21 protein-coding genes and 2 pseudogenes are annotated in these 24,987 nt (G+C 58.5%); 10 read left to right on the plus strand and 13 right to left on the minus strand.

All coding sequences use genetic code 11. The features are described from left to right. Nucleotides 1-219: 219 nt before the first annotated feature. A complete protein-coding gene (locus OKW39_RS43090; RefSeq protein ID WP_429565555.1) occupies nt 220-1,239 on the minus strand; it encodes an IS110 family transposase in 1,020 nt (339 codons plus the stop codon). A 116-nt stretch (nt 1,240-1,355) separates the two neighbouring features. On the opposite strand from OKW39_RS43090, the pseudogene OKW39_RS43095 reads away from it, so the two are divergent. Beyond that, nucleotides 1,356-1,880, plus strand: a pseudogene (locus OKW39_RS43095) (IS30 family transposase); the annotation flags it as partial. Between the two features lie 298 nt (nt 1,881-2,178). Here OKW39_RS43095 and OKW39_RS43100 read toward each other — a convergent pair. The 4 genes from OKW39_RS43100 to OKW39_RS43115 form a co-directional block, all read right to left on the minus strand. Then, the gene (locus OKW39_RS43100) at nt 2,179-2,973 is read right to left on the minus strand and encodes an ABC transporter ATP-binding protein (RefSeq protein WP_429565556.1); all 795 of its coding nucleotides are present in this window, start codon (nt 2,971-2,973) and stop codon (nt 2,179-2,181) included. A gap of 85 nt (nt 2,974-3,058) precedes the next feature. Beyond that, nucleotides 3,059-3,757, minus strand: a complete 699-nt coding sequence (locus OKW39_RS43105; protein WP_429565557.1) for an ABC transporter permease — start codon at nt 3,755-3,757, stop codon at nt 3,059-3,061. 4 nt (nt 3,758-3,761) lie between these two features. Further along, on the minus strand, nt 3,762-4,451 hold the full coding sequence (locus tag OKW39_RS43110; protein WP_429565558.1) for an ABC transporter permease: 690 nt from the start codon (nt 4,449-4,451) through the stop codon (nt 3,762-3,764). Nucleotides 4,452-5,089: 638 nt separating this feature from the next. Beyond that, a complete protein-coding gene (locus OKW39_RS43115) occupies nt 5,090-5,989 on the minus strand; it encodes a LysR substrate-binding domain-containing protein (RefSeq protein WP_429565559.1) in 900 nt (299 codons plus the stop codon). 214 nt (nt 5,990-6,203) lie between these two features. Between OKW39_RS43115 and OKW39_RS43120 the strand changes: the two genes are divergently transcribed. The 4 genes from OKW39_RS43120 (at nt 6,204) to OKW39_RS43135 (ending at nt 9,705) form a co-directional block, all read left to right on the plus strand. Then, nucleotides 6,204-7,349, plus strand: a complete 1,146-nt coding sequence (locus OKW39_RS43120; protein WP_429565560.1) for an NAD(P)/FAD-dependent oxidoreductase — start codon at nt 6,204-6,206, stop codon at nt 7,347-7,349. Next, the gene (locus tag OKW39_RS43125) at nt 7,324-7,689 is read left to right on the plus strand and encodes a (2Fe-2S)-binding protein (RefSeq protein ID WP_429565561.1); all 366 of its coding nucleotides are present in this window, start codon (nt 7,324-7,326) and stop codon (nt 7,687-7,689) included. The genes OKW39_RS43120 and OKW39_RS43125 overlap by 26 nt, the downstream gene beginning before the upstream one ends. Nucleotides 7,690-7,694: 5 nt before the next feature. Further along, nucleotides 7,695-9,131: an FAD-dependent oxidoreductase gene (locus tag OKW39_RS43130; protein ID WP_429565562.1), complete on the plus strand. Its 1,437-nt coding sequence runs from the start codon at nt 7,695-7,697 to the stop codon at nt 9,129-9,131. A gap of 229 nt (nt 9,132-9,360) precedes the next feature. Beyond that, nucleotides 9,361-9,705, plus strand: coding sequence for a RidA family protein (locus tag OKW39_RS43135; protein WP_429565563.1), 345 nt, complete (start codon nt 9,361-9,363; stop codon nt 9,703-9,705). A 320-nt stretch (nt 9,706-10,025) separates the two neighbouring features. Here the strand turns inward: OKW39_RS43135 and OKW39_RS43140 are convergent, their stop codons facing one another. After that, entirely contained in the window at nt 10,026-10,358 is a 333-nt protein-coding gene (locus tag OKW39_RS43140; protein WP_429565564.1) for a hypothetical protein, read from the minus strand. A 332-nt stretch (nt 10,359-10,690) separates the two neighbouring features. On the opposite strand from OKW39_RS43140, the gene OKW39_RS43145 reads away from it, so the two are divergent. The 5 genes from OKW39_RS43145 (at nt 10,691) to OKW39_RS43165 (ending at nt 17,390) form a co-directional block, all read left to right on the plus strand. Further along, complete coding sequence (locus OKW39_RS43145) at nt 10,691-11,458, plus strand: ABC transporter substrate-binding protein (RefSeq protein ID WP_429565565.1); 768 nt, start codon at nt 10,691-10,693, stop codon at nt 11,456-11,458. Nucleotides 11,459-11,655: 197 nt separating this feature from the next. Further along, complete coding sequence (locus OKW39_RS43150; RefSeq protein ID WP_429565566.1) at nt 11,656-13,059, plus strand: MmgE/PrpD family protein; 1,404 nt, start codon at nt 11,656-11,658, stop codon at nt 13,057-13,059. Nucleotides 13,060-13,436: 377 nt separating this feature from the next. Next, nucleotides 13,437-14,597 carry an enolase C-terminal domain-like protein gene (locus tag OKW39_RS43155; RefSeq protein ID WP_429565567.1) on the plus strand — a complete coding sequence of 387 codons (1,161 nt, stop codon included), beginning with the start codon at nt 13,437-13,439 and terminating at the stop codon, nt 14,595-14,597. Nucleotides 14,598-15,383: 786 nt separating this feature from the next. Beyond that, entirely contained in the window at nt 15,384-15,737 is a 354-nt protein-coding gene (locus OKW39_RS43160) for a hypothetical protein (protein WP_429565568.1), read from the plus strand. 1,482 nt (nt 15,738-17,219) lie between these two features. Beyond that, on the plus strand, nt 17,220-17,390 hold the full coding sequence (locus OKW39_RS43165) for a hypothetical protein (RefSeq protein WP_166799490.1): 171 nt from the start codon (nt 17,220-17,222) through the stop codon (nt 17,388-17,390). Between the two features lie 147 nt (nt 17,391-17,537). On the opposite strand, the gene OKW39_RS43170 is transcribed toward OKW39_RS43165, so the two are convergent. The 7 genes and pseudogenes from OKW39_RS43170 to aceF all read right to left on the minus strand — a co-directional run bounded on the left by OKW39_RS43170 (nt 17,538) and on the right by aceF (nt 24,979). Further along, nucleotides 17,538-17,690, minus strand: a complete 153-nt coding sequence (locus OKW39_RS43170; RefSeq protein WP_429565569.1) for a hypothetical protein — start codon at nt 17,688-17,690, stop codon at nt 17,538-17,540. Nucleotides 17,691-17,721: 31 nt separating this feature from the next. After that, a pseudogene (locus tag OKW39_RS43175) lies at nt 17,722-18,416 on the minus strand (FAD-dependent oxidoreductase); the annotation flags it as partial. 200 nt (nt 18,417-18,616) lie between these two features. Further along, a complete protein-coding gene (locus tag OKW39_RS43180) occupies nt 18,617-18,961 on the minus strand; it encodes a hypothetical protein (protein ID WP_429565570.1) in 345 nt (114 codons plus the stop codon). 245 nt (nt 18,962-19,206) lie between these two features. Beyond that, complete coding sequence (locus OKW39_RS43185; protein WP_429565571.1) at nt 19,207-19,590, minus strand: hypothetical protein; 384 nt, start codon at nt 19,588-19,590, stop codon at nt 19,207-19,209. Beyond that, the gene (locus tag OKW39_RS43190; RefSeq protein WP_429565572.1) at nt 19,583-20,923 is read right to left on the minus strand and encodes an EAL domain-containing protein; all 1,341 of its coding nucleotides are present in this window, start codon (nt 20,921-20,923) and stop codon (nt 19,583-19,585) included. Before OKW39_RS43190 ends, OKW39_RS43185 begins: the two co-directional genes overlap by 8 nt. A 618-nt stretch (nt 20,924-21,541) precedes the next feature. Further along, nucleotides 21,542-23,293 carry a dihydrolipoyl dehydrogenase gene (lpdA, locus tag OKW39_RS43195; RefSeq protein WP_429565573.1) on the minus strand — a complete coding sequence of 584 codons (1,752 nt, stop codon included), beginning with the start codon at nt 23,291-23,293 and terminating at the stop codon, nt 21,542-21,544. Between the two features lie 18 nt (nt 23,294-23,311). Continuing rightward, nucleotides 23,312-24,979, minus strand: a complete 1,668-nt coding sequence (gene aceF, locus OKW39_RS43200) for a dihydrolipoyllysine-residue acetyltransferase (protein ID WP_429565574.1) — start codon at nt 24,977-24,979, stop codon at nt 23,312-23,314. Nucleotides 24,980-24,987: the final 8 nt, after the last annotated feature.

Genomic DNA, 24,987 nt, shown 5'->3' on the forward strand with positions numbered 1-24,987 from the left:
AGCTCTATATCCGGCCTTATTGCAGCCTGATACGCTGCGGGCCCCTATGAAATTCGCTGACTCGCACCTCATTCATCCAGCGAGCTCGAAGCTCTTCTCACCATTCAGGTTTAGCGAGTCCCGGTCCGACCTGTTTTGTCATCACACTCGATTGCCTACGCAACCTTTCGACGATGTCATCCTGCAAAAAAAATCACTCTTCTACGCACCGCTAACCGTTCACGCTGCCTTCACACTTACGTGGCCCTTCTGGTACGACCGGTCGTGAGCCAGTATGGCCCAGATTGTTCGCGCCATCTTGTTCGCAAGCGCCACGATCACCACGTTCGGCGGCCGTCGCTTGCTGATCTGTTCGATCCACGGCCCGGGCTCCTTCGCGTGGGCGACAACGCTGCGCGCGCCGTGAATCAGCAGCGTGCGCAAGTAGGTGTCGCCGCGCTTGCTGATACCCAGCAACGTCACCTTGCCACCGGAACCGACCTGCTTGGGAACGAGACCGATCCATGCCGCGAATTCGCGTCCCGACCTGAACGACTTCGCATCACCTATTGTCGCGACTGCGGCCGTCGCCGTCAGTACGCCAACACCCGGAACCGCGGCAACCGCCTTGACGGCCTTGTCCTGTTGCATCCACTGGCGCAGCCGCCGCTCGATCTCGGCGATCTGGCCGTCCAGCTTCGTCAACCCGCTCCACTGTTCGCGCAGCGTGTCGATCAACACCGCCGGCAGTCTATCCGCGACCCTTGCAAGCACCGCAGGTATAGCCTTGTCCAGCGCAGCGCGGCTCTTCGCCATCACTTCGCCGTACTCCGTCAACAGGCCGCGCAGACAATTGATCTGCATGGTACGGAACTTCACCAGCTGCTGCCGCATCCGGTGCAGCGCCAGCACCGCCTGCTGCGTTTCAGTCTTCACCGCTACTGCTTTGCCCGGCTGCTGCACCGCGAGCCAGATCGCCCGAGCATCGGCCGCATCGTTCTTGTTGCGGATGTTGAAGGCCTTGGCAAACTCTGCCGGTATCAACTTCACCTGATGTCCCATCGTGGTCAGCATCCGTGCCCAATGCTGGGCACCACCGCAGGCTTCCATGCCGATCAGGCAAGGCTCGCGGTTCGCGAAGTATTCGAGAAATGCTGCTCGCTTGATCGGCTTGTTCACGATCTCGCCAGTTTCCGTATTCACGTAATGCACCTGGAACACGTTCTTCGCGATATCTACACCAACTGCCGTATAGCTCATCTCGGACTCCTCCGGTTGCCTGTGACGGGCCTATATGATCTTCCACTCGGGCACTCAGAATCAACCTTCCTTCAAGACTTCCCGCCATTCACTGTTGGGAGGCGTTCATTTCATTCATCCATGTGCGCCCGCCTGAGGTCGACGACCGGGTGATGCCAGGTCACTGGGAAGGCGACTTCATCAAGGGCGCCGGCAACCAGTCTTCCGTCGGCGTGCTGGTTGAGCGCACCAGTCGCCTGGTGCTGCTGGCGAAGATGGAAGACGCCACCGCCGCCTCGGCACTGGCGGGCTTCACTGCCAAACTGAATTCGATCGCCGCCCCACTGCGCCAGAGCTTCACCTACGACCAGGGTAAGGAAATGACCCGGCATCAGGAGCTCAGCGCCGCCACCGGCGTGCGCGTGTACTTCTGCGATCCGCACAGTCCATGGCAACGCGGTACCTGCGAGAACACCAACGGGCTGCTGCGGCAGTATCTGCCGAAGGGCACTGACCTCTCGATCTACAGTCAGGACGAACTCGATGCCATCGCCGACAGCCTCAACAGCCGACCTCGCGCTACCCATGCATTTCATTCGCCATTCGAGGTCTTCGAACGTATGCTCGCAACCGCTTCGATACACTCAGCTTCCATTCATTAGCCCCCTGTTGCGCTTCACCTTTGAAACCGCCACGTTATATCCATGTGTGGCGACGGAACGTTCGGCATCCGGAGATTATAGGCAACGGGATGGCAGCGGAGCTGCCGGTCAGGTGTGGCGCGTTTCCCGAAACGAGAGTTTCATCGAAAAATGCAACCCTATCGATAATAATGGTTAGCGATATACCACCCGTTTCTGGCACGTTCGCAGCCGGCGGCGAGACTATGATTCGAATCGGAGTGGTTCGTATTACCGATCACATGTCAGACGTTGCCTGCAGTTTTCTCACGGTCGCGGGCTATTTCAGGCTGCCAGAGAGAAACTGCCTGAGTCGTTCGCTGCGTGGCTTGCTCAGTACTTCCTCAGGAAGCCCCTCTTCCTCCGTGCGTCCTTGATGAAGAAACACCACATGATTCGATACATTGCGGGCAAACCCCATTTCATGCGTAACAACAATCATTGTGCGTCCTTCGTCTGCGAGCTTTTGCATTACCTTGAGAACTTCACCTACCAGCTCCGGGTCGAGCGCAGAAGTTGGTTCATCGAACAGCATCACGTCAGGGTTCATCGCCAACGCGCGAGCAATCGCGACACGCTGCTGTTGGCCGCCAGAAAGATGCGAGGGATACTGCTTCTCCACGCGCGGTGCGAGTCCGACTTTTTCCAGGTATTCACGCGCGCGCTCTTCCGCCTCGCGACGTGACAGCCCGAGCACATGTATCGGCGCTTCAATAATATTCTCGAGAACGTTCATGTGCGCCCAGAGATTGAAATGCTGGAACACCATCGAGAGCTTCGTCCGGATACGCTGCAGCTGCTTCGGGTCCGCGACGTCGAGATAGCCGGATTTATCGGTGTTCGTCGTTACCGCTTGGCCATCGACCGAGATGCGCCCGGAGTTCGGTCGCTCAAGAAAGTTGATGCAACGAAGAAACGTACTCTTTCCCGAGCCGCTTGCCCCGATGATGCTGATAACGTCGCCCCTTTTTGCGTTCAGGGATACGCCCTTGAGTACCTCGTGGTCTCCGAAGCGCTTGTGGATGTCGTGAACTTCTAACTTGCAAGCTTCTGTCTGAGTCGTGACCCTCAACATTCTGATCCCTTATCGTTAGTTTTAAAGCACCGGTGTGTCGGCCACCTTGGCTGGACACCGACGTGCAAGCTTAGTGAGCACGCGGTCAGAGGTAGCCGAGCCAGTGGCGTTCGGCACGCCGGAAGACAACGACCAGGGCGAAGGAGATGGTCATGTAAAGCAGCGCGGCAATGCCAAACGCCTGGAACGACTGGTAGGTTGCAGAGTTGGCGTCGCGGGCGACCTTGAGGATGTCAGGCACGGTGGCCGCGAAAGCAACCGAGGTGGCATGCAGCATAAGGATTACCTCGTTGCTGTAAAGAGGCAGGGACCTTCGCAACGCGGAAGGGATGATGATGCGTCTGTACAGGGTGAACCAGTTCATTCCGTAGGCACGTGCCGCCTCAACTTCACCGTGAGACATCGAGCGCATCGCGCCAGCGAATATCTCGGTCGTGTAGGCGCACGTATTAAGCGCAAACGCAACAATTACGCAGCGGTAACCGCTTCGAAAGAAGGCATCGGTAAGCTCATGCGACCGAATAAAGTCGAAGCTATAAATACCCGTATAGATCAGAAGCAATTGCACGTACAACGGCGTGCCCCGGAAGACATACGTGTAGAAACGCACGGGCATGCTTATGCAGCGATTCGTGGAGACACGGGCCACCGCGAGGGGCACCGCCATCAGGAAGCCGACTACGAGAGACGCCACCAGCAGCCAGAGGGTGACGGCGAGGCCGGAGACGCGCTGCCCGTCCCAATACAGGAAAGCACGCCAGAACTGTGTAAGGATATCGATCATGAGATTAGAGTTCCGCGTGACGAACGCCAGTCGAGAATCGTGTCTCGAGCCTGAACAGCACGAAATTGGAGATGGTTGTCATCGCGAGATAGATGATCGCGGCACACATAACAAAGAAGAACATTTTGAACGTGCTCTTACCCGCATCCTGTGTGGCCTTAACGACGTCTGCCAGGCCGATAATGGAGACAAGCGCAGTCGCCTTGACCAGAACCTGCCAGTTGTTGCCGATGCCCGGAAGTGCGAAGCGCATCATTTGAGGAAACAGGATGCGCTGGAAAACAAGAACCCCATTCATTCCGTAGGCGGCGCCCGCTTCCAGTTGCCCGCGCGGCACTGCAAGGAATGCGCCCCGAAAAGTTTCCGTGAAGTAGGCTCCATAGATGAAGCCGAGTGTCAGGACGCCTGCCGCGAACGGGTCGATGTCAAATTGCGCGAGACCCAGGGCGTCGGTAAGATTGTTGACCGCAATCTGGATGCTGTAAAAGACAAGGAGCATCAGGACAAGGTCCGGTACCGATCGTATCAAGGTTGTGTACGCTGAGCCGATTGCGCGAAGACCACGATTTAGCGAGAGTTTCGCCACGGCGCCCACGAGGCCAAGGACAACCGCGGCCGTCAGGGACAGCACCGATAATTCAATTGTCCGGATCGTACCGGCCAGCAGCAGCGGACCAAATCCAAATAGATACACACTCGTCTCCGTGTTTGTTATACATAGATAAACGGCGAGTCGAAGACCCCCATCTCGGCCACTACGCAACCATCGAGTCACCCAGGCGGCAAGGAAAATCCCGGTGGCCGGAAAGGGGACTCACCGACCGTATCGGTCCATACGAATAGGTCCAACACGGTAGTGGAAGTCACCTGGCTTTCCAGACTTAATGGCGTCAAGTGTTTCCACCGACACGGCTCAACGCTCGACGGGCATCATGAGGGGGACGCGGTAATCGCGTCCAATTCAAAAAAAAAAGGGAGCCTATGCGAAATTGAGATAGCGGGCGACGACTCAAACACAAAGAGCGCTGTCCGCCCTGATGGGCGAAGCCTGTTGATGCAAAGGTTCGAGCGTGCGGTCGGCAGTTGCCGTCTGATCTGCGATACGCGTCAGGCGGGGGCAGGCGGTGTGCATTCGGACCGACTGAGGACGCCCGAACGAAAAGCGTCGGCAGGCTCTGGCGTCGAATTTGGGGATGGGTCCGGTTCTGCCGATGTGCTCCCCAGACTGGAGCGTCTGAGCAGCAATCAGGGCTGTGCACCACTGGCCCTGATACGGCGACCCATCGCCTACGGTAGAAAACGCTCAGGCCCTTCTACCCCTGGTTGTCCTTGCTACCGCCAGCTTACGATTTCCCGTTCGAACTGGTCTCGCAACAGCGCAGCAAACTCCTCCGCCAACTGCGAGGCTGCTCCATGTGGAGGGTAGAGAAGAAAGTTGGGGTAGTTGATGGATGGCGAAAACGGCAGTACCTTGATGCCCTGGCCCACGTAATCCGTAGCTACCAAGGGATGGGCCAATGTCACGCCCAGCCCAAGCTTTACCATCTCACAACACGTGGCACTGTATTGCGCTTCGAGCGACAGCACACGTTCGACCCCCTCCTGCTCGAAGACACGGTCGGTTTCTTCCCTCGAGCCGTCTCCATGCACGAGCGAGATGTACTGTTCGTCGCGAAGATCAGTAGCCCTTATCTTGCTTTTTCCAGCGAGACGATGGCCTTTCGGCAGAAGGCAAACGACCTCGGCGTCCGGCAGCGCAATCGCCTGGCAGGTAGCGGCAGCAGATACGAACGCGACGATTCCGACGTCGCAGAACTGTGACGACACCCATTCCTCTACCGTGTTGGACGTATTCGTATGGACCGATACGGTCACATCAGGTCGGGACTGCCTGAAACGCTGCACGACTCTCGGAAGGAAGCTCATCCCGATGCCGGGGATTGACGCAATGCGGAGGCGGCCGCTTCCAAGATTGCGAATACTGTCAGCCGCGTACGCGAGGCTTTTCAGCCCGACGAAGACGCGCTCAACCTCGCGAAACAGAGCTTTTGCTTCCGGTTTTGGACTGAGACGTCCACCGGAGCGCTCGAAGAGAACAAGCCGCGTATCAGCTTCCAGCTGAGTAATAAGCCTGCTCACATTCGACTGTGAAGTATGCAGCTCCTCTGCAGCGCCGGTTGTTGAACCGGCCTGCATCACTGCGCGGAAGGCCTCGATTTGACGGAGCTTCATCTGGACTATCTCATTATGGCATAGCATTGCATTATATTCGTATTTGACTGCATAGGGCGGGGCCGTCAACATCCGTGCTACTACGCATGTGGTTAGGCTAGGAGCGAAGACGCTCCAGGCAAAGCCGGGTGGCCATCTTCTTCTCGACTGCGCCTGGCGCAACCAGCGGGATCGGGCCACAGCGCGAAATCAATATCTTGCGCAAGGACGCAGTATGGAGACACACCATTTGGCAGGCTTTTACGATGCGATTGTCGTCGGCGGTGGTCTGGTCGGGTCTGCTGTCGCCTACGGCATCGCCCGCGAGGGCGCACGAGTACTTGTTATTGACGAGGGTGACGACGCGTTCGGCGCGTCGGTGGGCAACTTCGGCCTGGTTTGGGTGCAAGGAAAAGGCATCGGCCAACCCGCCTACACTGCATGGACGAGGGAATCCGCAGCGCTCTGGCCATCATTCGCCGACGCTTTGCGTGATGAAACCGGCGTGGACACTCAGTTGCTGCAGCCGGGCGGCTTCGATTTATGTTTCTCGGATGACGAACTCGAGGAGCGTGAAAAGCAGCTGCTGCAGCTATCGAACGAAGCCGGTGGCGACTATGCTTTTGAGGTTCTCAGCCACGCGGACCTGAAGGCCCGGATACCGCAAATTGGCGAGTCCGTCGCTGGCGCAACATATACGCCGATGGACGGGCACGTGAACCCGCTCAAGCTACTGCTCGGCCTACGACGATGCTTGGCCAACCGGAATGCACATCTCGTTAACTCCGAGAGGGTAGCGCGCATCGACTCACAACCCGGCGGATTCGTTGTACACGGACAGCGGGGGCGCTGGTCCTCTGCGCGCGTCGTGCTCGCGGCGGGTTTAGGCAACAAGGACCTTGCGCCCATGGTCGGATTGCAGGCTCCCGTCGTGCCGATACGCGGTCAAGTCCTCATTAGCGAGCGCGTCGCGACGTTCCTTCGCTTCCCAACTGCCACAGTGCGGCAGACGGCTGAAGGCACCGTTCAATTGGGCGACTCACTTGAGGACGTCGGCTTCGATAAGGGTGTCACAACTGACGTGCTTTCAGAGATAGCAATGCGTGGGGTGAAAGCTTTTCCACTGCTTCGTGATGTCCGGCTCGTGCGAGCATGGTCTGCACTCCGAGTGATGACTCCGGATGGTTTTCCGATATACCAGGAATCTGCAATCTGCCCAGGGGCTTTCAGTGTCAGTTGCCATAGCGGAGTAACGCTGGCCCCCGTGCACGCGCTGCGGCTCGCACGTTGGATAACATGCGATTGTGTAGTCCCGAGTATCCAGGCGTTTTCTGCCGATCGCTTCCGAAATCCTTATGAATCTTTCTCCCATGTCGACTGAACCGCTCTTCGAGCAACTGACGATTGAAGGTCCGAAGGTGCGCATTATCTTCAACGATGCACCTTATGAAGTGCCTGACGGAATGAACCTGGCTGCCGCGCTCCTTGCCGCGGGTGTCCGACGTTTCCGCGGCACGCCCGTGAGCGGATCCCCGCGGGCACCCTACTGCATGATGGGTGTCTGCTTCGAATGTCTCGTCGAGATTGACGGTTCTCCGAACTGCCAGAGCTGTCTCGAAAGCGCGCGTGACGGCATGGTCATTCGCTCCCAGGAAGGCGCGCGACAGGTGATGTTCCAGTCCAGCGCTGAGTCAGCAAGCACAATTGGCGGAAAGGGATAGCAGTGATGATGCCAGAATCAGTTGATGTTGTAGTTATCGGTGCTGGACCAGCAGGCATGAGTGCCGCGACCACTGCCGCGCACGCGGGACTTAAGGTTGTGCTCCTTGACGAACAAATGACCGTTGGCGGCCAGATCTATCGGTCTATTATCCGCGCCGACGAAAAACGTATTGACTTGCTCGGGCCGGACTACGCGTCTGGAAGCACTATCGCTGCGGCCTTCTCCGCAAGCAATGTTCGCCATGAAACCGGCGCTCAGGTATGGCTAGTCAGCAAAGAGCGTGCGGTACATTACACGCAACGAGGTCAGAGTAAGTCCCTGTTGGCCCGTTACATTGTGCTCGCCACGGGCGCAATCGAAAGACCGTTTCCGATTCCCGGCTGGACTACGCCCGGAGTGATGACCGCCGGTGCCGCGCAGATTCTGCTGAAAGCATCGGGCACGGTACCCGGGCAGCCGGTAGTGCTCGCAGGTTGTGGACCACTACTCTATCTGCTCGCCTGGCAGTACTTGCGCGCGGGCGTGCCCATCCGTGCCTTCGTCGAGACCACTAGTCTTGCAGATAAATTCAGAGCGGCGAAACATTGGTGGAGTGCCCTCTTGGGGTGGCGAGACTTGGCGAAAGGCCTCAACTTGCTGCGAGCGCTCCGAACGGCACGCGTACCGGTGTACCGAGGTGCAGCGGGACTGCGTGTTGAAGGAGAGCCGGTTGCCACAGCACTGACCTTCATTGCAGGCAGGAAGCGTCAACGCATTGAAGCTGCCCTGATACTGCTGCATCAGGGCATTGTGCCGAATACGCAGATCACCTGGTCGCTTCAGGCATCGCATCATTGGGACACGAGCCAGCTGTGCTGGGTACCCAAGCGCAACGATGTTTTTGAACTGGACGTACCGGACATCTTCGTTGCAGGCGATGGAGGCGGTATCGCCGGAGCGAAGGCTGCGGCGACGCAGGGACAAATCTGTGGGCTGGAGATAGGCCGGCGTCACGGCAAGATCGAAAGAAGTGAGTTTGAGAAGCGGGTCGCCAGGTCACGCTCGGAGCTTGCCGGGCACCTCCAGGTCCGGGCGTTTCTCGATGCGCTGTACCGACCCGGCGACGAAACGCGAATTCCGGCAGACGACGTGCTGGTCTGTAGATGCGAGGAGGTCACGGCGGTCGAGATTCGGCGGTCGGTCGCGCTCGGATGTGTTGGGCCCAATCAGACCAAGGCGTTCACTCGATGTGGTATGGGACCCTGCCAGGGCCGACTGTGCGGGCTGACAGTCACGGAGATCATCGCACGAGAGCGTCATGTTTCCCCGGAAGTCGCTGGCTACTATCGGATCAGACCACCCATAAAGCCTCTTACACTTGGCCAGTTGGCGGCAATTGGCGACCATACCGAGCACCAGGCGATCAAGGATGCCACAACCGATAAAACGCCATGCAAGTAATGCGCGCATGAACCGTGCGGTGGACTCCGGCCACCTGGGGTTTGCTGGGCGGCAAACGTCCATAACGCTGACATCCGCACACCGAAGGACCATGCCCCACGCAGTATCTTCCATACATCTTCCGGTTTGGGAACCGACAATTTACGGATAGGCGGGGCTGAATCGCCAGGAAGTAGTTCGCCTACGACCTATGCGGCGACTGACTCTTCATCTTTTAGCAGAGAAATTTATGATCATTCGTCAAGGAAATACAGGAAGGCTGAGCAAAGCTCTGGTGGCCAATGGCTTTGCGTTTCTATCGGGGTTGACCGCCCGAGACACGACCCGCGGTGTCAGGGAGCAAACAGCAGACGTCCTTGCTCAGATCGACAGTTATCTGCAGACGGTCGGAACGGACAAGTCCCGCATCGCGGTTGCGAACATCTGGTTGAGGGACGTTCGTACTTTCGACGAGATGAATGAAGCATGGGAGGCATGGGTCGACAAGGAGTGCCCGCCCGCACGAGCGACGGTCGAATCGCGTTTGGCGGGCGAAGACATTTTGGTCGAGATCCAGGTTCAGGCGGTGGTCTGATCGGCGCATTCTTCCAAGATCGATTCGGGGTTCCTCACATTTACCGGATCGAAATAGCCCCCGCATTTTTCACGGTGCGGCTCCGTGTGATCCATCGTGGGCGTCCGAAGAAGCCCTGCGTAGGAAGCGCGCTAGCCCTGCGGGCCTGCGCTGCCAGTCGTGATCACGCCAGAGGTAACAATGATTGGTAAGGATTTCCGGACTGTGGACCGCCCCCGTGCGCAAGCACGGGCGCAGCGCTGTCACTCTCATTCATTGCGTCATGTGTATGTGGGTCCTGTACGCCTCCATCGTCCTTGTCCACAATCACGACTTGCAGATCATTTGATCGCCGGCGAATGTCGAGTCTCATTGCCCGAATGGCAAGCTAGGCAATTACCTGAAGGAACGGATTCACTGTATGCCGTCTGGCAGGCAGGTAACCGCTCATCGATGTTCAGCAGGCTCGTATTCACGATGTTGCGCTTGCCCAACTCGGTCAGGCAGTCCTGTCTGCAAAGTTTCGCCGGAGTAATCGAGATCACCGGCAGAGATGAATCGCGTCTCAATTGCATCTGGGTTGCCATGTTTCCGAGCGAGATTGCCAGACGCATTTTGCCCCACCTGCTGACGCGCAGCAGCACGATGTTCTCGGCACGTTCGACAAAGGCCATCCAGAAGAGATCCCTCACTTGTTTCTTTGCTGATAAGGTTAGCGCCCAAAACGTGGACGGGCACAACTCGCACATCGCCCAGCTATCTCAAATTCGCATAGCGAGGCTTTTTATTCGCAGTCCGGACCTATATCGCGGCGCGTATGATTTGTGTGTTGCCGCCGGAGACGACGCGACAGCCGGTTCGGCTAGGGAAACGCGACTATTCCTTGACGGCTGCTTTCGTCGCTTCCGTTCGACTTCATGACATCTTCCGTTGCTCCCCAAGCACTGCCGAAACGCGCATGTTTTTTCTAACCAAACCATAAATATCGATCCATAAAGGAACCGAAATGAGACAACTGGTGCTCTCCACTGTGCTTTGCTTGCTAGCGTCTTCTGCGTTTGCCGCAGATACTCTGCGCTTCGGTATTGAGGCCGACTATCCACCGTTTGAATACAAGCTGCCCAGCGGAGAATTGGCGGGCTTCGATATTGACCTAGGCAATGCCGTTTGCGCGCGACTGCAGCTCAAATGCAAGTGGGTTGAAAATTCGTTCGATGGCCTCGTACCAGCCTTGATGGCACGCAAGTTCGACGTTATCAATTCAGCCATGTGGGCAACGGAGCAGCGCGAAAAAGAGATTGATTTTACATCCGTCATTTATGCGTCGCCGATTCGCCTAGTGGCGCGAGCGGATAGTCATATTTTACCCAACGCAGAATCGCTTAAAGGCAAGCGTGTCGGTGTTCAACAAGGCGGAACGCAGCAATACTACGCAGAAGCGAAGTGGGCACCGAGTGGCGCTGTTGTTGTCACATATCAGAGCCAAAGCCAGGTGTTCTCGGACCTGGCAGCCGGCCGGATTGATGCTGCTTTGCAGTCGCAGCAAAGTGCGGAGGACAGTTTCCTGAAGAGGCCTGACGGCAAAGGGTTTACGTTTGTTGGCCCAGCACTGACCGATGAGAAGATATTTGGCCGCGGAGTGGCTTTCGGAGTCCGCAAACAGGATCAGGCGCTCAAAGCTCGTCTCAACGAGGCGATTGCCTCCTTGAAACAGGATGGCACGCTTAGCAAGATTGCTAAAAAGTATTTTCAGTATCAGATCGTTACACCCTGAACTTCTCGCCCGTTACAACTTGCGAGTTCGTTGCGTGGACCGGAGCCGAATATGTAGGTGAGATTGCGGCGCACCGGCGTAATTTCGCATCTTGATGGGCGAGAGCCCCTTATTGAGTAAAGACAAGAAAGCCCGGGAGAGCAATCTCTCCACGAGCCTCCCTGATCGGAGGAAGCACCTATGAAGAGGAAGCAGCTATGAAGTCGTCGGCCGCATGTCGCGATCCGCAAAAGACAGTCGTCGATCTGTTAGCGTCTTATGTCGAAGAGGCTCGTGAAAGGCCTGTTCCACAACCCGTGTCGGATGTGGCGCTCATGCGTATCTTTGATCTGATAAGCGCAGCTGGGGCCGGGATCGACGAGCAGATTGCAGTCGTTACTCGCGACTTAGCCTTGGAAACCTTGCGACCAGGGCGCGTACCAATCTGGTTCACCCGCGCCGCTAGTTCCGTCATTGGAGCCGCTTGGGCCAACAGCGCCGCCGCTTCGGCGCTCGACCTGGACGACGGCGACGCAGTGGCACGCGGTCACATTGGGGCGGCAGTTATTCCCACTGCTTTCGCCGTCGCCCATGAAATCGGCGCGACGACCGAAGAAATTGTGAAAGCCATCGTTATCGGCTACCAAGTCGGTGCGACGATAGCTTCGGCGCGCACGTCCTATGGCACGACAGGCACCTGGGCTCCCTATGCTGTCGTCGCGACGGCGGGCGCGCTCCGCCGAATCGGCAGAGATGTGTTGGCGCACGCGCTGGCAATTGCTGGGGAAGCGGCGCCGAACTGCGCATTTTTGAGTGCGCCGGCGCCACACGATCCGCCACCTGAGGCTAGTGATGTCAAAGAGGGTATTCCGTGGTCGGTCGTAACCGGCCTGAATGCCCTACAGGCGGCTCAAACGGGGATGACCGGACCACGAAATATTCTCGATAGTGTCCGTCATTACAAGTTCTCCGACAATCTCGATGAAATTATCCACTCCGGTTCGCGCATCACGGATAGTTATTACAAATTCTATTGCTGTTGCCGACACATTCATGGCCCGCTGGATGCGCTGCTGGAGCTAATGACAAAGAACCGGATCAAAGCGCAAGATATTCAAGAAATTAAGGTCGAAACTTATCAGGACGCAATGCGTCTAGAAAACAGGTGCGAGCCTCAAAATCTACCGGACATTCAATACAGCATCCCTTATTGTCTAGCGCTCGTAGCTCTTTCCGGACCGCAGACGTTGCTGCCACTCACTGCCGGCGCTCTTGACCGCGTTGAGATATCTGCTCTCGCTCGAAAAGTCGTGCTGGTGTGTAGCGAAGATATCGAAGCGGTATATCCGACGCAAACGCTAACGCGTGTGACCATCACTTGCAATAGCGGGAAGTTTACTTCCGGGGATACGGCTCCGAAGGGCAAGGGCGAGGATGTGACATGGCAGGAGCTCGAATCGAAGTTCAAGATGGCGACCCGCCTTGTCGCCTCACAAACCCAGCAGAACGAGATCGTTGACGCTGTACACCGGGCCCGAACGGAGAATATCGCAAGTTTGATGACCTGTCTCGCGGAGATGAAATTTGGCGAGATTCACAAAGGCCAAGCCAGTAAGGCCTAGCTACTTCTATCAGAGTAAGAGGGACGAAGCTATTTAACGCGAAAAGTTGATGGTGGGTCGGCTGATGTGGTTGAGGACTTTGGAGCGACGTAGTATTGGTGGAGTACGCCGATCTGAATCGTCTCCGGGAGTGGAGGCCACATCCACCACAGACGTAAGCTACAGGCGCTCGAAAATATCGCCTTTTTTGGGTAAAACGCGATACAGGGCGAACGTGCGCTCACCTCATTTTCGCGCGTGCTTTGGGATGCGAAAGAAGCCGGTACTTTGACCGAGAGGGAAGTGCCGTAATTCAAAATGACAGAGGAGAACAGCGTCTGCGGTTCGTACCTGCGGATGCGTGATTCTCTGTCTGTGACCTTTTGTGGGGAGATGTGATGCTAGATGGATCCGACGTTACTTCGATGGCGCGGGTTGTCGCAGCCGAGGTGTTCGAAATTGAGGCGGCGCTTGTAACCCCGTACAAGCTGTCGGAAGGAACACTGGTTTCGACACGCGCCGTATTGCTAAAGCTGACTGACGCCGATGGCGTCGTAGGCTGGGGCGAGGCCAATCCTTACGACGCCTTTACCGGCGGCACGTCCAGCGATGCTGCACGTGCCCTGAAAGAGTCGCTGCTGCCTGCAGTCCTGGCCTCGTTGTGTCCAGCCCCAGGGTGCATTGATGAGGAACTCGACACGCGGCTCGCTGGGCACCTCAGCGCCAAGGGAGCTGTGACGATGGCTCTGCTTGATATACTCGGCAAGCGGCTTCGTGTCCCCGTTGCAACGCTGCTGGGGGGAGCGCTGCGGAAGTCGCTTCCGGTGCTTTGGCCTCTCAGCAATGGTACATACGAGGACGATATCCGCGTGATCGACGAGCGGATTGAGCAAGGTTTCACGAGCTTTATGTTAAAGATGGGCACGTCGCCAATACGTGACGAGATACAACGGGTGTCTGAGCTAGAGGCGCGTTACGGGAGCCGCATAACGCTGATCGCCGACGCCAACGAAGGGTGGAACCGCGAAGAAGCGCGTGAGTTTCTGGAAGGAGTTAGTGGCTCCCGTCTTGCGTTCGTCGAACAGCCATTGGAAAAGGCGGATCTTGAGGGCGCGGCGTCGTTGGCCAGGGACACTAGGCTTCCAATATCGGCCGACGAAGCAGTGGCCGGACTCTCGCATGCGGCGCGGATCGCAAGCGCCGGCGCCGCTAGTGTCTTCAGTGTTAAGAGCAGCAAAAATGGAGGCCCTTTGCGTGCTCAGCGCATTGCGGCAGTGGCCCAGGCGTTTGGGATTCGCTGCTACATGAATTCGATGATTGAATTCGGAGTGACGCAAGCCGCTTCACTGCAGCACGCCGTAACCATAGGGAATCTCGTCGACGTCGGCCACGCCTTTATGTCAACGTTACGGCTCGCCGAGGACCCGACCGATTTTTCTTCTTTTGTGCGGCAGGGGGTAGCGCATCTTCCGGAGAAAGCGGGGTTGGGCGTGGAGGTAGACGAGGCGCATGTGCGTCGCATGGCGGTAAGCGGATTTCATCTTCGATCACCGCAGTGAACTGCTAACGATCGCGGGCCGGACGAAAAGCATGAGGGGATGCGAGAAGCCTGACTCCGGACAGCCTCTCCGGTTCGTTCGGGGCAGGTCGAATCGGGCCTGCAGGTCCGGCCACTGGTACTTTGCGCGAGGGCAGATGGTATCAGCCCTGAGCTGCGTTGGGACCGCGGCAGCGAACTGGGACACGGAAGGTGGGTCAAGCACGATCCGCACTTGGTCGCAAGCGCTGCCGGGCTGTTCGCAACAACGGGGCGAATCGACAATCTGATGCTTGCAAACGACTTCTGCAAATGAACACTTCGTGAGAGCAACTGCGATGTCTACGCTGCGGCGCGTAATGAATAGAAAACCCGGCACTCTTCACGTATTCGCCGAAGATGGCGCCTGGCATTGGGGCATCACCGTCCCACGCGGACATGGTTTCGGATTTCAGGTAATCGCTTATAACCAACCGGGTTTCCAGTCCGAGGATGACGCCACGTCGGACGGGACCCGGGCGCTGGAACGTATCACCAATACGTCCTTTGAACGAATCGAGCGTTGCGATTGAGACCCCGCCAACGGTCGAGTAGCATCGCAGGCGATAAATGCAAAATGCCACTAATGGGATGGTCCACCCCACCTCGCTGGACAGGTTAGGCTGGCACGTGCTCATTTCCCAGGGCTGAGCTTACGGCGTTGTCGCATCGGAAAGACCTTCACGTCGACGTGCGAGCCGAGCTTGACGGCGTACAAACGAATCGCGAGCGTTGCCGGATCCTGGTTCGAATGATACTTGAGGACCGAATGCCACCAATGCCACGGGTGCCGGAGCAAGCAGCAGTTACTCGGATAAAGAAGCATCTTGCTAATCCCGGTCAGGAATTGCAAACAATCCGAGATTCGATCGGCGAATCTTTTCACCGGTTATACCGTCAACGACACCTCGTTCTACACAGTGGCCGGCTCGATAGCGTGGCGCTGGCAGCCAGCCTGCGCACAGTGGCGAAACTTGCTGGTGTTGGCATGGACCGCATAACGCACGGGCACTACGTGCAAAATCTTCGACCGCTCGATCTGGTAGCGAAAGCCAATATGGCGCTTGCGTTGATTGGCAACGGTTCTCCTTTAGACCGCATTGGTTTTCTGGAAATCAACTGACACCGCGGCGCCAGTGATGAGCAGTCTGGAGCGGTGATCGACGCCGCTCCAACCGCGACTAGGTCCAGCTGGGTTATTCAGTACTACAGATCAAACTTCGCTAATTCCTTTTATGTCAAATTTATTAGCATCCTTCTCCCGTTGATTGTCAGCCGTTGGTTCAAGTAAATTCGTTTCCGTTTTGCAAGTAATTTTGTTCCAACCCTCTGCTCGCCGGTCAGCCGCTCGGTGAGCAGCCCGTACACTCCACGCTGCAGGACAACGCAGATAGATCATGAGCACGGCTATGCCGAGCGGGTCATGATCGCCGCGGTGTTGCCGCAGGCTCATCGTCAGGAAAGGCCAGCAGTTCGAAACACTGGGCCGCAGTGAGCCGCTCACGTCGAAGCAGCGACAAACGTGTTGCAAAGGATACAAAATTGCTTGTACTGTAGGCCGAAGGAACAATTTTTACCTCGACCTACTGCGCTTCTTCCTGAATCATCGGCGCTTCGTGCGCAGCCGCCGGGCCGAGCGTCAAGGCAAAAGTCCTTGTCAGTTGATGACGGCGGCGGGGCCACCCGCACTGGCTCACGATGCTGGACTCGGAGCGCTTCAATCGCGGCAAGCCTGAGCGCGAGAGGTCGATACCTAAGACCTCAAAATCCATCGGGATAACTAGTCAAAAATCAAAACACCGCCCTCCACGAGCGGTGCGGCTCAGCTCGTCCGTGTTACCCAAAATCGGCGCTTTTCGAACCACGGCTAGCTCTCCATAAGCGAGCCGGACGAATCAAGCACCCCGCCCCAAGGGGCGGGGTATGAACATCCCCTTTCCAAGCAGCCGGTCTTCGACCGGCCTTCGTCGCAAGCGACGGGGAATGCGACCCAAGAGATTCATCTGGTTTTTGCCAAGACTCCTAGTGAAAACCCTTCTATACATACCAGATATACCTAGTATAGTTAAATCACTGAGCTGCGAAGGACCGGATTCTCCCAGCTTTTGAGCGGCACACTTGCATGCCTGTCGTGGACGATCCAGTGTCCGCGGCCGAGCTTGCGATTGCCGAGCACGAAAAAAAGCGCCCCATCTGCTGTACGGCAAGCGCTTTTACGTCATCTTGCGGCTGGGGATGCACTGGGCCTGCGTGGCAATCCTTTGCAGGAGATTGCCTGCGGGAGCGCTAAGCGACTGAAGGCGAGGAGCAGAAGATGAGCAGCAACGGTACGTCTCTTCGAAGCCTGATTGACAAGTGGCTCGCCCCTGCGCCTGGTTCGACGATATCTTTGAGTCGGCCAAGGCATGCCAAAACCAGATCCATCCGATGTGTACGGGTGGAATCTCTCGGAGCGTCAGGAGCTCAGGCGATATTCTTTTTTCGGCATGACGACGGATCGTGGTGCGTGTTTCCTCCCGCATTGGAGCGGCCGAGCTTTAGAGCGATTGCGATGACCGAATGAAGCACACCGGCGCACTCGCCGGCATGGGAAAGGAAGACGGCGATGGACATGGAAACCATGGCGCGTGAATCTGGCATGCTGATCGTGCTCGACGGCCGGATCGGCCGCGAAGAATACAAGAGCGTCTACGGATCGCTGGAGGCGCTACGGCGCTTTGCTGACAGTGTTCGCGAGTCCGTCACCAGCGAGGATTCTTTTCGCGAGCGAAGATAGCGCATCTATACCGCCCATGCGCCATTTGCTCAAGGCTGGCCTGGACTGCGCGCTCTGGTCCTCTATGTGGACCTACCGCAGCAGAATTCTGGCTACACTCGTGACGACCTTTTCGCCCAATCTTTTATGAGCGCCGATTCAAAGGCGCTACCCGACGACGAGGCGTAGCTGCGCGCCCCCATCATCCAACTCAAGGCTTACGATCGACTTCTGTTCGTCGTCGACCAACTTTCCGCTATCGACGCCATTCCAGTGGCCATCGGCCGCGATGAAGGTTGACTTGTCGCCGATCCACGACACTGGCCGTGCGCCGCATCGCTGATCGGCACGCTCACCATTTACGTTGCGGCGGCAGGTCCGTGCAGATACCTTTGTACAGTTCGGCCGCCATGCCGACGGATTCGCCAAGCGTCGGGTGCGGATGGATCGTCTTGCCGATATCGGTCGCATCCGCGTCCATTTCTACCGCGAGGCACACTTCGCTGATGAGATCGCCCGCATTCAGGCCGACGATGCCGCCACCGATCACGCGATGCGTCTCTTCGTCGAAGATCAACTTCGTGAAGCCCTCGTCGCGACCATTGGCGATCGCGCGGCCCGAAGCGGCCCACGGGAACACTGCCTTGCCGTACTTGATGCCTTCGGCCTTGCACTGGTCTTCGGTCTTGCCGGCCCACGCCACTTCCGGATCGGTGTACGCCACCGACGGGATCTGCAGTGCGTCGAAGTACGCCTTCTCGCCGTGCGCGGCTTCCGCTGCGACGTGGCCTTCATGCACGGCCTTGTGCGCGAGCATCGGCTGACCGACGACGTCACCGATCGCGAAGATGTGCGGGACGCTCGTGCGCATCTGCTTGTCGACGTCGATGAAACCGTGATCCGTGACGCAACGCCGGCCTTGTCGCCACCGATCTTCTTGCCGTTCGGGCTGCGGCCCACCGCGACCAGCACGAGGTCGTAGCGCTGCGCTTCCGCCGGCGCCTTCTCGCCCTCGAACTTCACGTAGATGCCGTCTTCGCGGCTGTCCTTGACCAGCTTCTGGACGCGCGCAAGTTCAACCTGAGCGTCGGCTTCCACCGCTTCGATCTGCGTGCGCAGGGCATCAAGCAGGTCGCCGCCCTTCGCTTCGCCCAGCAACATTTCGCCGCGGCGCTGGACGTTTGCGACGCACTGGTCGATCGCGCTGAACCAGCGCAGGAACGCCGACGAAAGCTGGCGGCTCTTGATCACGGCTTCGAGTTGCAGGACTGCGGTACCCGATTCCGACCGGGCCAGGCCTGCCGAACCTGTTCACGCTGCTTTGCTGCGCGGCGCATCATTTTGTCTCGCAGCGCGCGCACTTCGTCTTCCGTGAGTTTTCCGTCGCTGCCAGCTTCGCGTTCGAGCGACGGGATCTTGATGCCGTCTTCCAGATGGCTGCCCGACGCGAGTGCGGCTTGCAACAGTTCGTTGGCCGTCTCCGACACGACATCGGTGGGCGCTGCGTTTTCTGTCGTCACGCCCGGATTGATGTTAAGACTGTCGGCGACAATGTTGGTGATCTGGCCTTGCGGCGAGTTCTGGTTTTCCATGAAACGATCCTCTTAGTGGTGGTCCCTCAAGGATCGCGTGACGGCGGCGTCACCTTGGCGGAAATATCAGGGCGTTTCACGCATCATTCGGTGTGCGCACACTTTCGATCAGCAGATCAATGCGATCTATATCGGATGCATAGGCTTGCATTCCGGGACGCATTGGCGGCAGGTGTCCGATGCCCGCTTCGATAAAAATTCAAACCATGACTCACGTTTCCAACTTCATTTCGCACACCGCGCTGTTATCGAGCGTAACGCTCGACCGCGTAGCGCAAAGCCTTCTTCGCTCGCTGCACGCAAGCGATCACCCCGATGCGCTCGTGATCGCGGCCTTCCTTCGATCGGACGATGCACTCGCCGTGGTCGACGCACGTAGCCACCGTGGCCGACGCGGTGAGCGGCCCGATGCCGATGATCGCCACCGCGCGCTGCGCGTTGCTGTCGTGCTTCACGTGCGTGGCGACTTGCGTGTCGCACCAGGCGATTTGCGGGTCAAGGGCCTGTACATGCTCCCAGCCTCGCGCGAGCGCAGTGCGCGCGACATCGTTCAGTTCAATAGCCCCAAACGTCTGCAGCTCGATCATGTTCAACATCGCGCCCACTTTCATGAAAACCCTTTCATCCACGTTGCGCACCAATGTCTGATGCAGAAGGACCAGAATAGAGATAGCCCTGAAGCCACGTCGCCCCGCACTCCCGCGCCTGTTGCGCGTCGTCCTCGGTCTCGATGCCTTCGACGATGACGCTCGCCGCGTAAGTCTTCGCGAACTGGATAAGCGGACGCAGACCCAGGGGACTTCGGGTGCCGCCTTCCTGTCTCAGGCAACGCAGATCGATCTTGACGATATCGACGCCAAGCCCGATTAGGGCGATCAGATTGTTGTGGCCTTTCCCCAGGTCATCCAGTGCCATCTGGCAGCCGAGAGCCTGGAACGTCCTGACGAAGTTCCGTGCCTCTGTCGTCGAAGTCAATGCGGCTGTTTCCGTGATCTCGATCGTCAGCCTCGAAGCAAGGCATCTGTCTGCATGCAACTGTGAGGCGATGGGTGTCCACCACGCATCGAGTGTGGCGCTATGCGCGGACACATTACAGCCGAGCCGGAGCGCAGGATTGCGGCGCAATGCGGCGATCGTCGCGTCGACAACCCATTCGTCGAGCCGCCTCACCATCCCCAGGCGCTCAACGGCCCCCACGAGACTACCGATACGCATCCGTCGGCCATTCTTCATCTCGCAAAGCAGTACCTCGTAGTACGTCACGTCTTGCGAATTGCCCGCCGCGCAAACGGGTTCCCGATCGAAATCGAGCCTTTTCTCCTCCAGTGCCGCGAAGACGGCAGCGGCTACCACCATATCGGCCCTGTACCGCTCACACCAGTGATGGCCCGCAGTTGCCAGGTTTGCCGCATCGATGAAATCCTGAAATGGTTGATACCCGGAGCGCATCGCTGACGCGCGTACCACAGGCATGATGGCCGCGTCTCCCAGTGGCACGGCGTGCGCGCCAAGTACCTTGACTATCCGGTGCTCGATGATGGGCCCGCATAACTCCTCCGACGCGTCGCCCTTGTAGGACAGGCAGGACAGGTCGAAGATAAAAAAGATATGCGCACCGGTTGTTGCAACGGTAGCCCTCCCTGATCGTGAGAGCGCCCGGGCCCGCTCATGTACAACATGCCGCACTGCAAGTGCAGTCGTCTCGCCATACACCTGCTCGATCTCGCGCAGATTTACGAGCGTTGCGACGACGCAGAGCTCCCCGACCGATCCGGCAGGCTCCGCCTGCGCGTCGGTTCGAGCGGGCATCGACCGCTGGCACGAACGTGGACGAACTTCCGTCTTTCTCTGATCGTCGAAATTCGCGTTCCACGCTTCGCACTTACTATCACCGGCCTCCCGCCCGGCAGGCCGGATCGACGCGGATCTGCGCAGCTCGTGAGCAGGATTTTTGGATGCCATAATCACCTCGGTATGCTAAAGGTCCACACGTACTTTTCGCTGCACGCCGCGTAGCCGCGCGTGGCGCGGAACACGCATTCACCGGTTCCCGGCCGGCACGTGTTCGATGATCGCAGCGAACTTGCCACGCCACCACGAATCAGGACGTGGAAAAACTGAGCCATCAACGACGCTCACCCACAGCACACGAAGAAAGTCCCTGGCGCATTGTCGGTGGCGCCGACCGGGCTCTGAATGTTCAGCCTGACGCTTGTTTTCGCCTTCAGTCTCGGGCATACGGAACTTCATCGATGCGCATGGCAGGCCTCTCTGGATCGGGCGGGAAAATGCACCATTTTCCGTTTCGGTGTCGAAAAAAGAACATCGCCTTTGACCCGCTTCCGTTGTCTGCGACGACGCAAACGTAACGTCCCACGCCGGATCGTCCGTAGTGGCTGACCCGAAATCCTCTCTTAGGGTCGGGCGCCAACCAGTCTTGCACCATATTTCTCAACGACATCCCCACAATCGTCATAACTTCCTCATCCTTTGTGAAGGTCACAGTACGGCGATCCTGAGGATCGAAGGTAGTGACTGGCTCGCAGCAACACGTGATTGACAGACCCCGAGGACATACGTTTACTTCGGACCTGCCTTTTCGCGCTTCGGCGGCAAATCGGTACACACGCCTTCGTACAGCTCGGCGGCCATGCCGACCGATTCGCCGAGCGTCGGGTGCGGGTGAATCGTCTTGCCGATGTCCGTTGCATCCGCGCCCATTTCGATTGCGAGGCACACTTCGCTAATCAGGTCGCCCGCATTCAGACCGACAATCCCGCCGCCGATCACGCGATGCGTTTCCTCGTCGAACAGCAGCTTCGTGAAGCCCTCGTCGCGGCCGTTGGCGATCGCGCGCCCTGAAGCAGCCCACGGGAACACGGCCTTGCCGTACTTGATGCCTTCAGCCTTCAACTGGTCTTCCGTCTTGCCGACCCACGCCACTTCAGGATCGGTGTAGGCCACCGACGGAATCTGCAGCGCGTCGAAGTACGCCTTCTCGCCGTGAGCCACTTCGGCCGCGACGTGAGCTTCGTGCACGGCCTTATGCGCGAGCATCGGCTGGCCGACGATATCGCCGATTGCAAAGATGTGCGGCACGTTGGTGCGCATCTGCCTGTCGACCTCGATGAAGCCTGGATCCGTCACCGCCACGCCTGCCTTGTCCGCGCCGATCTTCTTGCCATTCGGCGTACGGCCGACGGCGACCAGCACGAGGTCGTAGCGTTGCGCTTCGGCCGGCGCCTTTTCGCCTTCGAACGACACGTAGATACCGTCGTCTTTCGCTTCTGCCGCAGTGGTTTTAGTCTTCAGCATGACGTTCGCAAAACGCTTGCTGTTGTACTTCTCCCACACTTCGACCAGATCGCGATCCGCGCCGGCCATCAGGCCGTCGAGCATTTCGACCACGTCGATCTGCGCGCCGAGCGTCGCGTAGACCGTCGCCATTTCGAGACCGATAATGCCGCCGCCGATCACCAGCATGCGTTGCGGAATCTGATGCAGTTCGAGCGCGCCGGTCGAATCGACCACACGCGGAACTTCCGGAATGAACGGCAGCTTCACCGCTTCTGAGCCCGCGGCGATGACCGCCTGCTTGAACTTGACGACCTTCTTGCCGCCTTCGGTCTGCACTTCCATGTGATACGGGTCGACGAACGAGCCGGTGCCCGTCACGACTTCCACCTTGCGCATCTTGGCCATGCTGGCAAGGCCACCGGTGAGCTTCTTGACGACGCCCGACTTGAAGTCGCGCAGTTTGTCGAGATCGATTTGCGGTTTGCCGAACGTGATGCCGTGCGAGCCGAGCGCTTCGGCTTCGTCGATGACGAGCGCCGTATGCAGCAGCGCCTTCGACGGGATGCAGCCGACATTCAGACAGACGCCGCCAAGCGTTGAATAACGTTCGACGAGCACGGTCTTCATGCCGAGGTCGGCCGAGCGGAACGCCGCCGAGTAACCGCCGGGGCCGGAACCGAGCACAAGCATGTCGCACTCGATATCCGCATTGCCGGAGATGCTGCCTGCTTGCGGAGCCACGCTTGCGGTGATGCTCGACGGTGCTCCCGCAACGGACGCCTCGTACGCCCTAATGTTTGTAGCTTCTAGCAGAACAATCAGCGTCCCTTCCGAAACTTTATCGCCAACCTTCACTTTCACTTCCTTAACCGTACCGGCTTCCGCGCTCGGCACATCCATCGTCGCCTTGTCCGACTCCAGCGTGACGAGCGATTGCTCCTTCCGGACCGTGTCACCCGTTTTGACCAGTACCTCGATGACGGGAATATCGCCGAAATCGCCGATATCGGGTACTTTGACTTCAATGAGAGTCATGAACAATCCACCTCTCGTTCAAAGAATCACGCGACGGAAATCGCTAAGCAGCGCCGCCAGAAACGCATTGAAACGCCCAGCTTCCGCCCCGTCGATTACTCGGTGATCCCAGGATAACGACAGCGGCAGCGTGAGACGCGGCACGAACTGCTTGCCGTCCCAAACCGGCTTCATGGCGCCGCGCGACAAACCGAGAATCGCGACTTCGGGCGCGTTGATGATCGGCGTGAAGTTCGTGCCGCCAATGCCGCCGAGCGACGAAATCGAGAAGCAGCCGCCTTGCATCTGATCGGGCTTGAGCTTGCCTTCGCGCGCGGCCTTCGACAGATCGGTCATTTCCTTCGCAATCTCGACAAGACCCTTCTTGTCCGCGTCGCGAATCACCGGGACCACCAGACCGTTCGGCGTATCCGCGGCAAAACCCACGTGGAAGTACTGCTTGAACACGAGGTTGTCGCCGTCGAGGCTCGCGTTGAACGTCGGGAATTTCTTCAGGGCCGAGACCACGGCCTTGATCACGAACGCGAGCATCGTGAACTTCACGCCGGCCTTTTCGTTTTCCTTGTTCAACTGCACGCGCAGCGCTTCCAGATCGGTGATGTCCGCTTCGTCATTGTTCGTGACGTGTGGAATCATGACCCAGTTACGGTGCAGGTTCGCGCCGGAGATCTTCTTGATGCGCGACAGCGGCTTCGCCTCGAACGGGCCGAACTTCGAGAAGTCGACCTTCGGCCACGGCAGCAGGTTCAGCTCGCCGCCGCCTGCCGCAGCCGGCGCCGCAGCACTAGCCGGCGTCGCGCACTGAACGGCCAAGACGGCCTTGATGAACGCGGTCACGTCGGCTTGCGTGATACGGCCTTTCGGCCCCGTTCCCTGCACTTGCGTCACGTCGACGCCGAGTTCGCGCGCGAACTTGCGGACGGACGGCGAAGCGTGGCTGATGCGGCGCGTGCCGCCCTCGCCCGCCGGAATCAGCAGCGCCTGCGCGAGCGCCGACGGCGAGGCCGGTGGTGGCGAGGGAACAGCGGGCGCATCCGAGAGCTTCTCGGTTTCGTGTTTCGTTGCGGGAGCCGGCGCCGGCGCAGCCGCGCCGCCTTCAGCGCCGTCCAGTACGACGATCACCGATCCTTCCGACACGGTATCGCCGACCTTGACCTTCACTTCCTTGACGACACCGGCGGCCGAGCTCGGCACGTCCATGGTCGCCTTGTCGGATTCGAGCGTCACCAGCGACTGCTCTTTCTCGACACGATCGCCTACCTTTACAGCGACTTCGATCACGGGAATGTCTTTGTAGTCGCCGATATCCGGCACCTTGACTTCGTGCAGGCCGCCGCCGCTTGCGGCCGGGGCAGCCACGGGCGCGCCAGCCGGTGTGCGCGCCGGGGCCCGGGCCGGGGCCGCCGCCGGTGCAGCAGACGCCGGAGCCGGCGCAGCCGCGCCGCCTTCAGCGCCGTCCAGCACGACGATCAGAGAGCCTTCCGACACGTTGTCGCCGACCTTGACCTTCACTTCCTTGACCACGCCGGCGGCCGAGCTCGGCACGTCCATGGTCGCCTTGTCGGATTCCAGCGTGACAAGCGATTGCTCTTTCTCGACTGTGTCACCCGCCTTGACCAGCACCTCGATCACAGGAATGTCCTTGTAATCGCCGATGTCAGGCACCTGAATCTCTGTAACATGCACCTCAGTAA

The sequence above is a fragment of the Paraburkholderia sp. MM6662-R1 genome, assembly GCF_050436245.1.
Lineage (GTDB): Bacteria > Pseudomonadota > Gammaproteobacteria > Burkholderiales > Burkholderiaceae > Paraburkholderia > Paraburkholderia tuberum.

Coding starts and splice junctions, on each gene's coding strand:
- OKW39_RS43090 (WP_429565555.1), bottom strand. CDS start 1,239: ATGAGCTATACGGCAGTTGGTGTAGATATCGCGAAGAACGTGTTCCAG.
- OKW39_RS43100 (WP_429565556.1), bottom strand. CDS start 2,973: ATGTTGAGGGTCACGACTCAGACAGAAGCTTGCAAGTTAGAAGTTCAC.
- OKW39_RS43105 (WP_429565557.1), bottom strand. CDS start 3,757: ATGATCGATATCCTTACACAGTTCTGGCGTGCTTTCCTGTATTGGGAC.
- OKW39_RS43115 (WP_429565559.1), bottom strand. CDS start 5,989: ATGAAGCTCCGTCAAATCGAGGCCTTCCGCGCAGTGATGCAGGCCGGT.
- OKW39_RS43120 (WP_429565560.1), top strand. CDS start 6,204: ATGGAGACACACCATTTGGCAGGCTTTTACGATGCGATTGTCGTCGGC.
- OKW39_RS43125 (WP_429565561.1), top strand. CDS start 7,324: ATGAATCTTTCTCCCATGTCGACTGAACCGCTCTTCGAGCAACTGACG.
- OKW39_RS43130 (WP_429565562.1), top strand. CDS start 7,695: ATGATGCCAGAATCAGTTGATGTTGTAGTTATCGGTGCTGGACCAGCA.
- OKW39_RS43135 (WP_429565563.1), top strand. CDS start 9,361: ATGATCATTCGTCAAGGAAATACAGGAAGGCTGAGCAAAGCTCTGGTG.
- OKW39_RS43140 (WP_429565564.1), bottom strand. CDS start 10,358: ATGGCCTTTGTCGAACGTGCCGAGAACATCGTGCTGCTGCGCGTCAGC.
- OKW39_RS43145 (WP_429565565.1), top strand. CDS start 10,691: ATGAGACAACTGGTGCTCTCCACTGTGCTTTGCTTGCTAGCGTCTTCT.
- OKW39_RS43150 (WP_429565566.1), top strand. CDS start 11,656: ATGAAGTCGTCGGCCGCATGTCGCGATCCGCAAAAGACAGTCGTCGAT.
- OKW39_RS43155 (WP_429565567.1), top strand. CDS start 13,437: ATGCTAGATGGATCCGACGTTACTTCGATGGCGCGGGTTGTCGCAGCC.
- OKW39_RS43160 (WP_429565568.1), top strand. CDS start 15,384: ATGCCACCAATGCCACGGGTGCCGGAGCAAGCAGCAGTTACTCGGATA.
- OKW39_RS43165 (WP_166799490.1), top strand. CDS start 17,220: ATGGACATGGAAACCATGGCGCGTGAATCTGGCATGCTGATCGTGCTC.
- OKW39_RS43180 (WP_429565570.1), bottom strand. CDS start 18,961: ATGGAAAACCAGAACTCGCCGCAAGGCCAGATCACCAACATTGTCGCC.
- OKW39_RS43190 (WP_429565572.1), bottom strand. CDS start 20,923: ATGGCATCCAAAAATCCTGCTCACGAGCTGCGCAGATCCGCGTCGATC.
- lpdA (WP_429565573.1), bottom strand. CDS start 23,293: ATGACTCTCATTGAAGTCAAAGTACCCGATATCGGCGATTTCGGCGAT.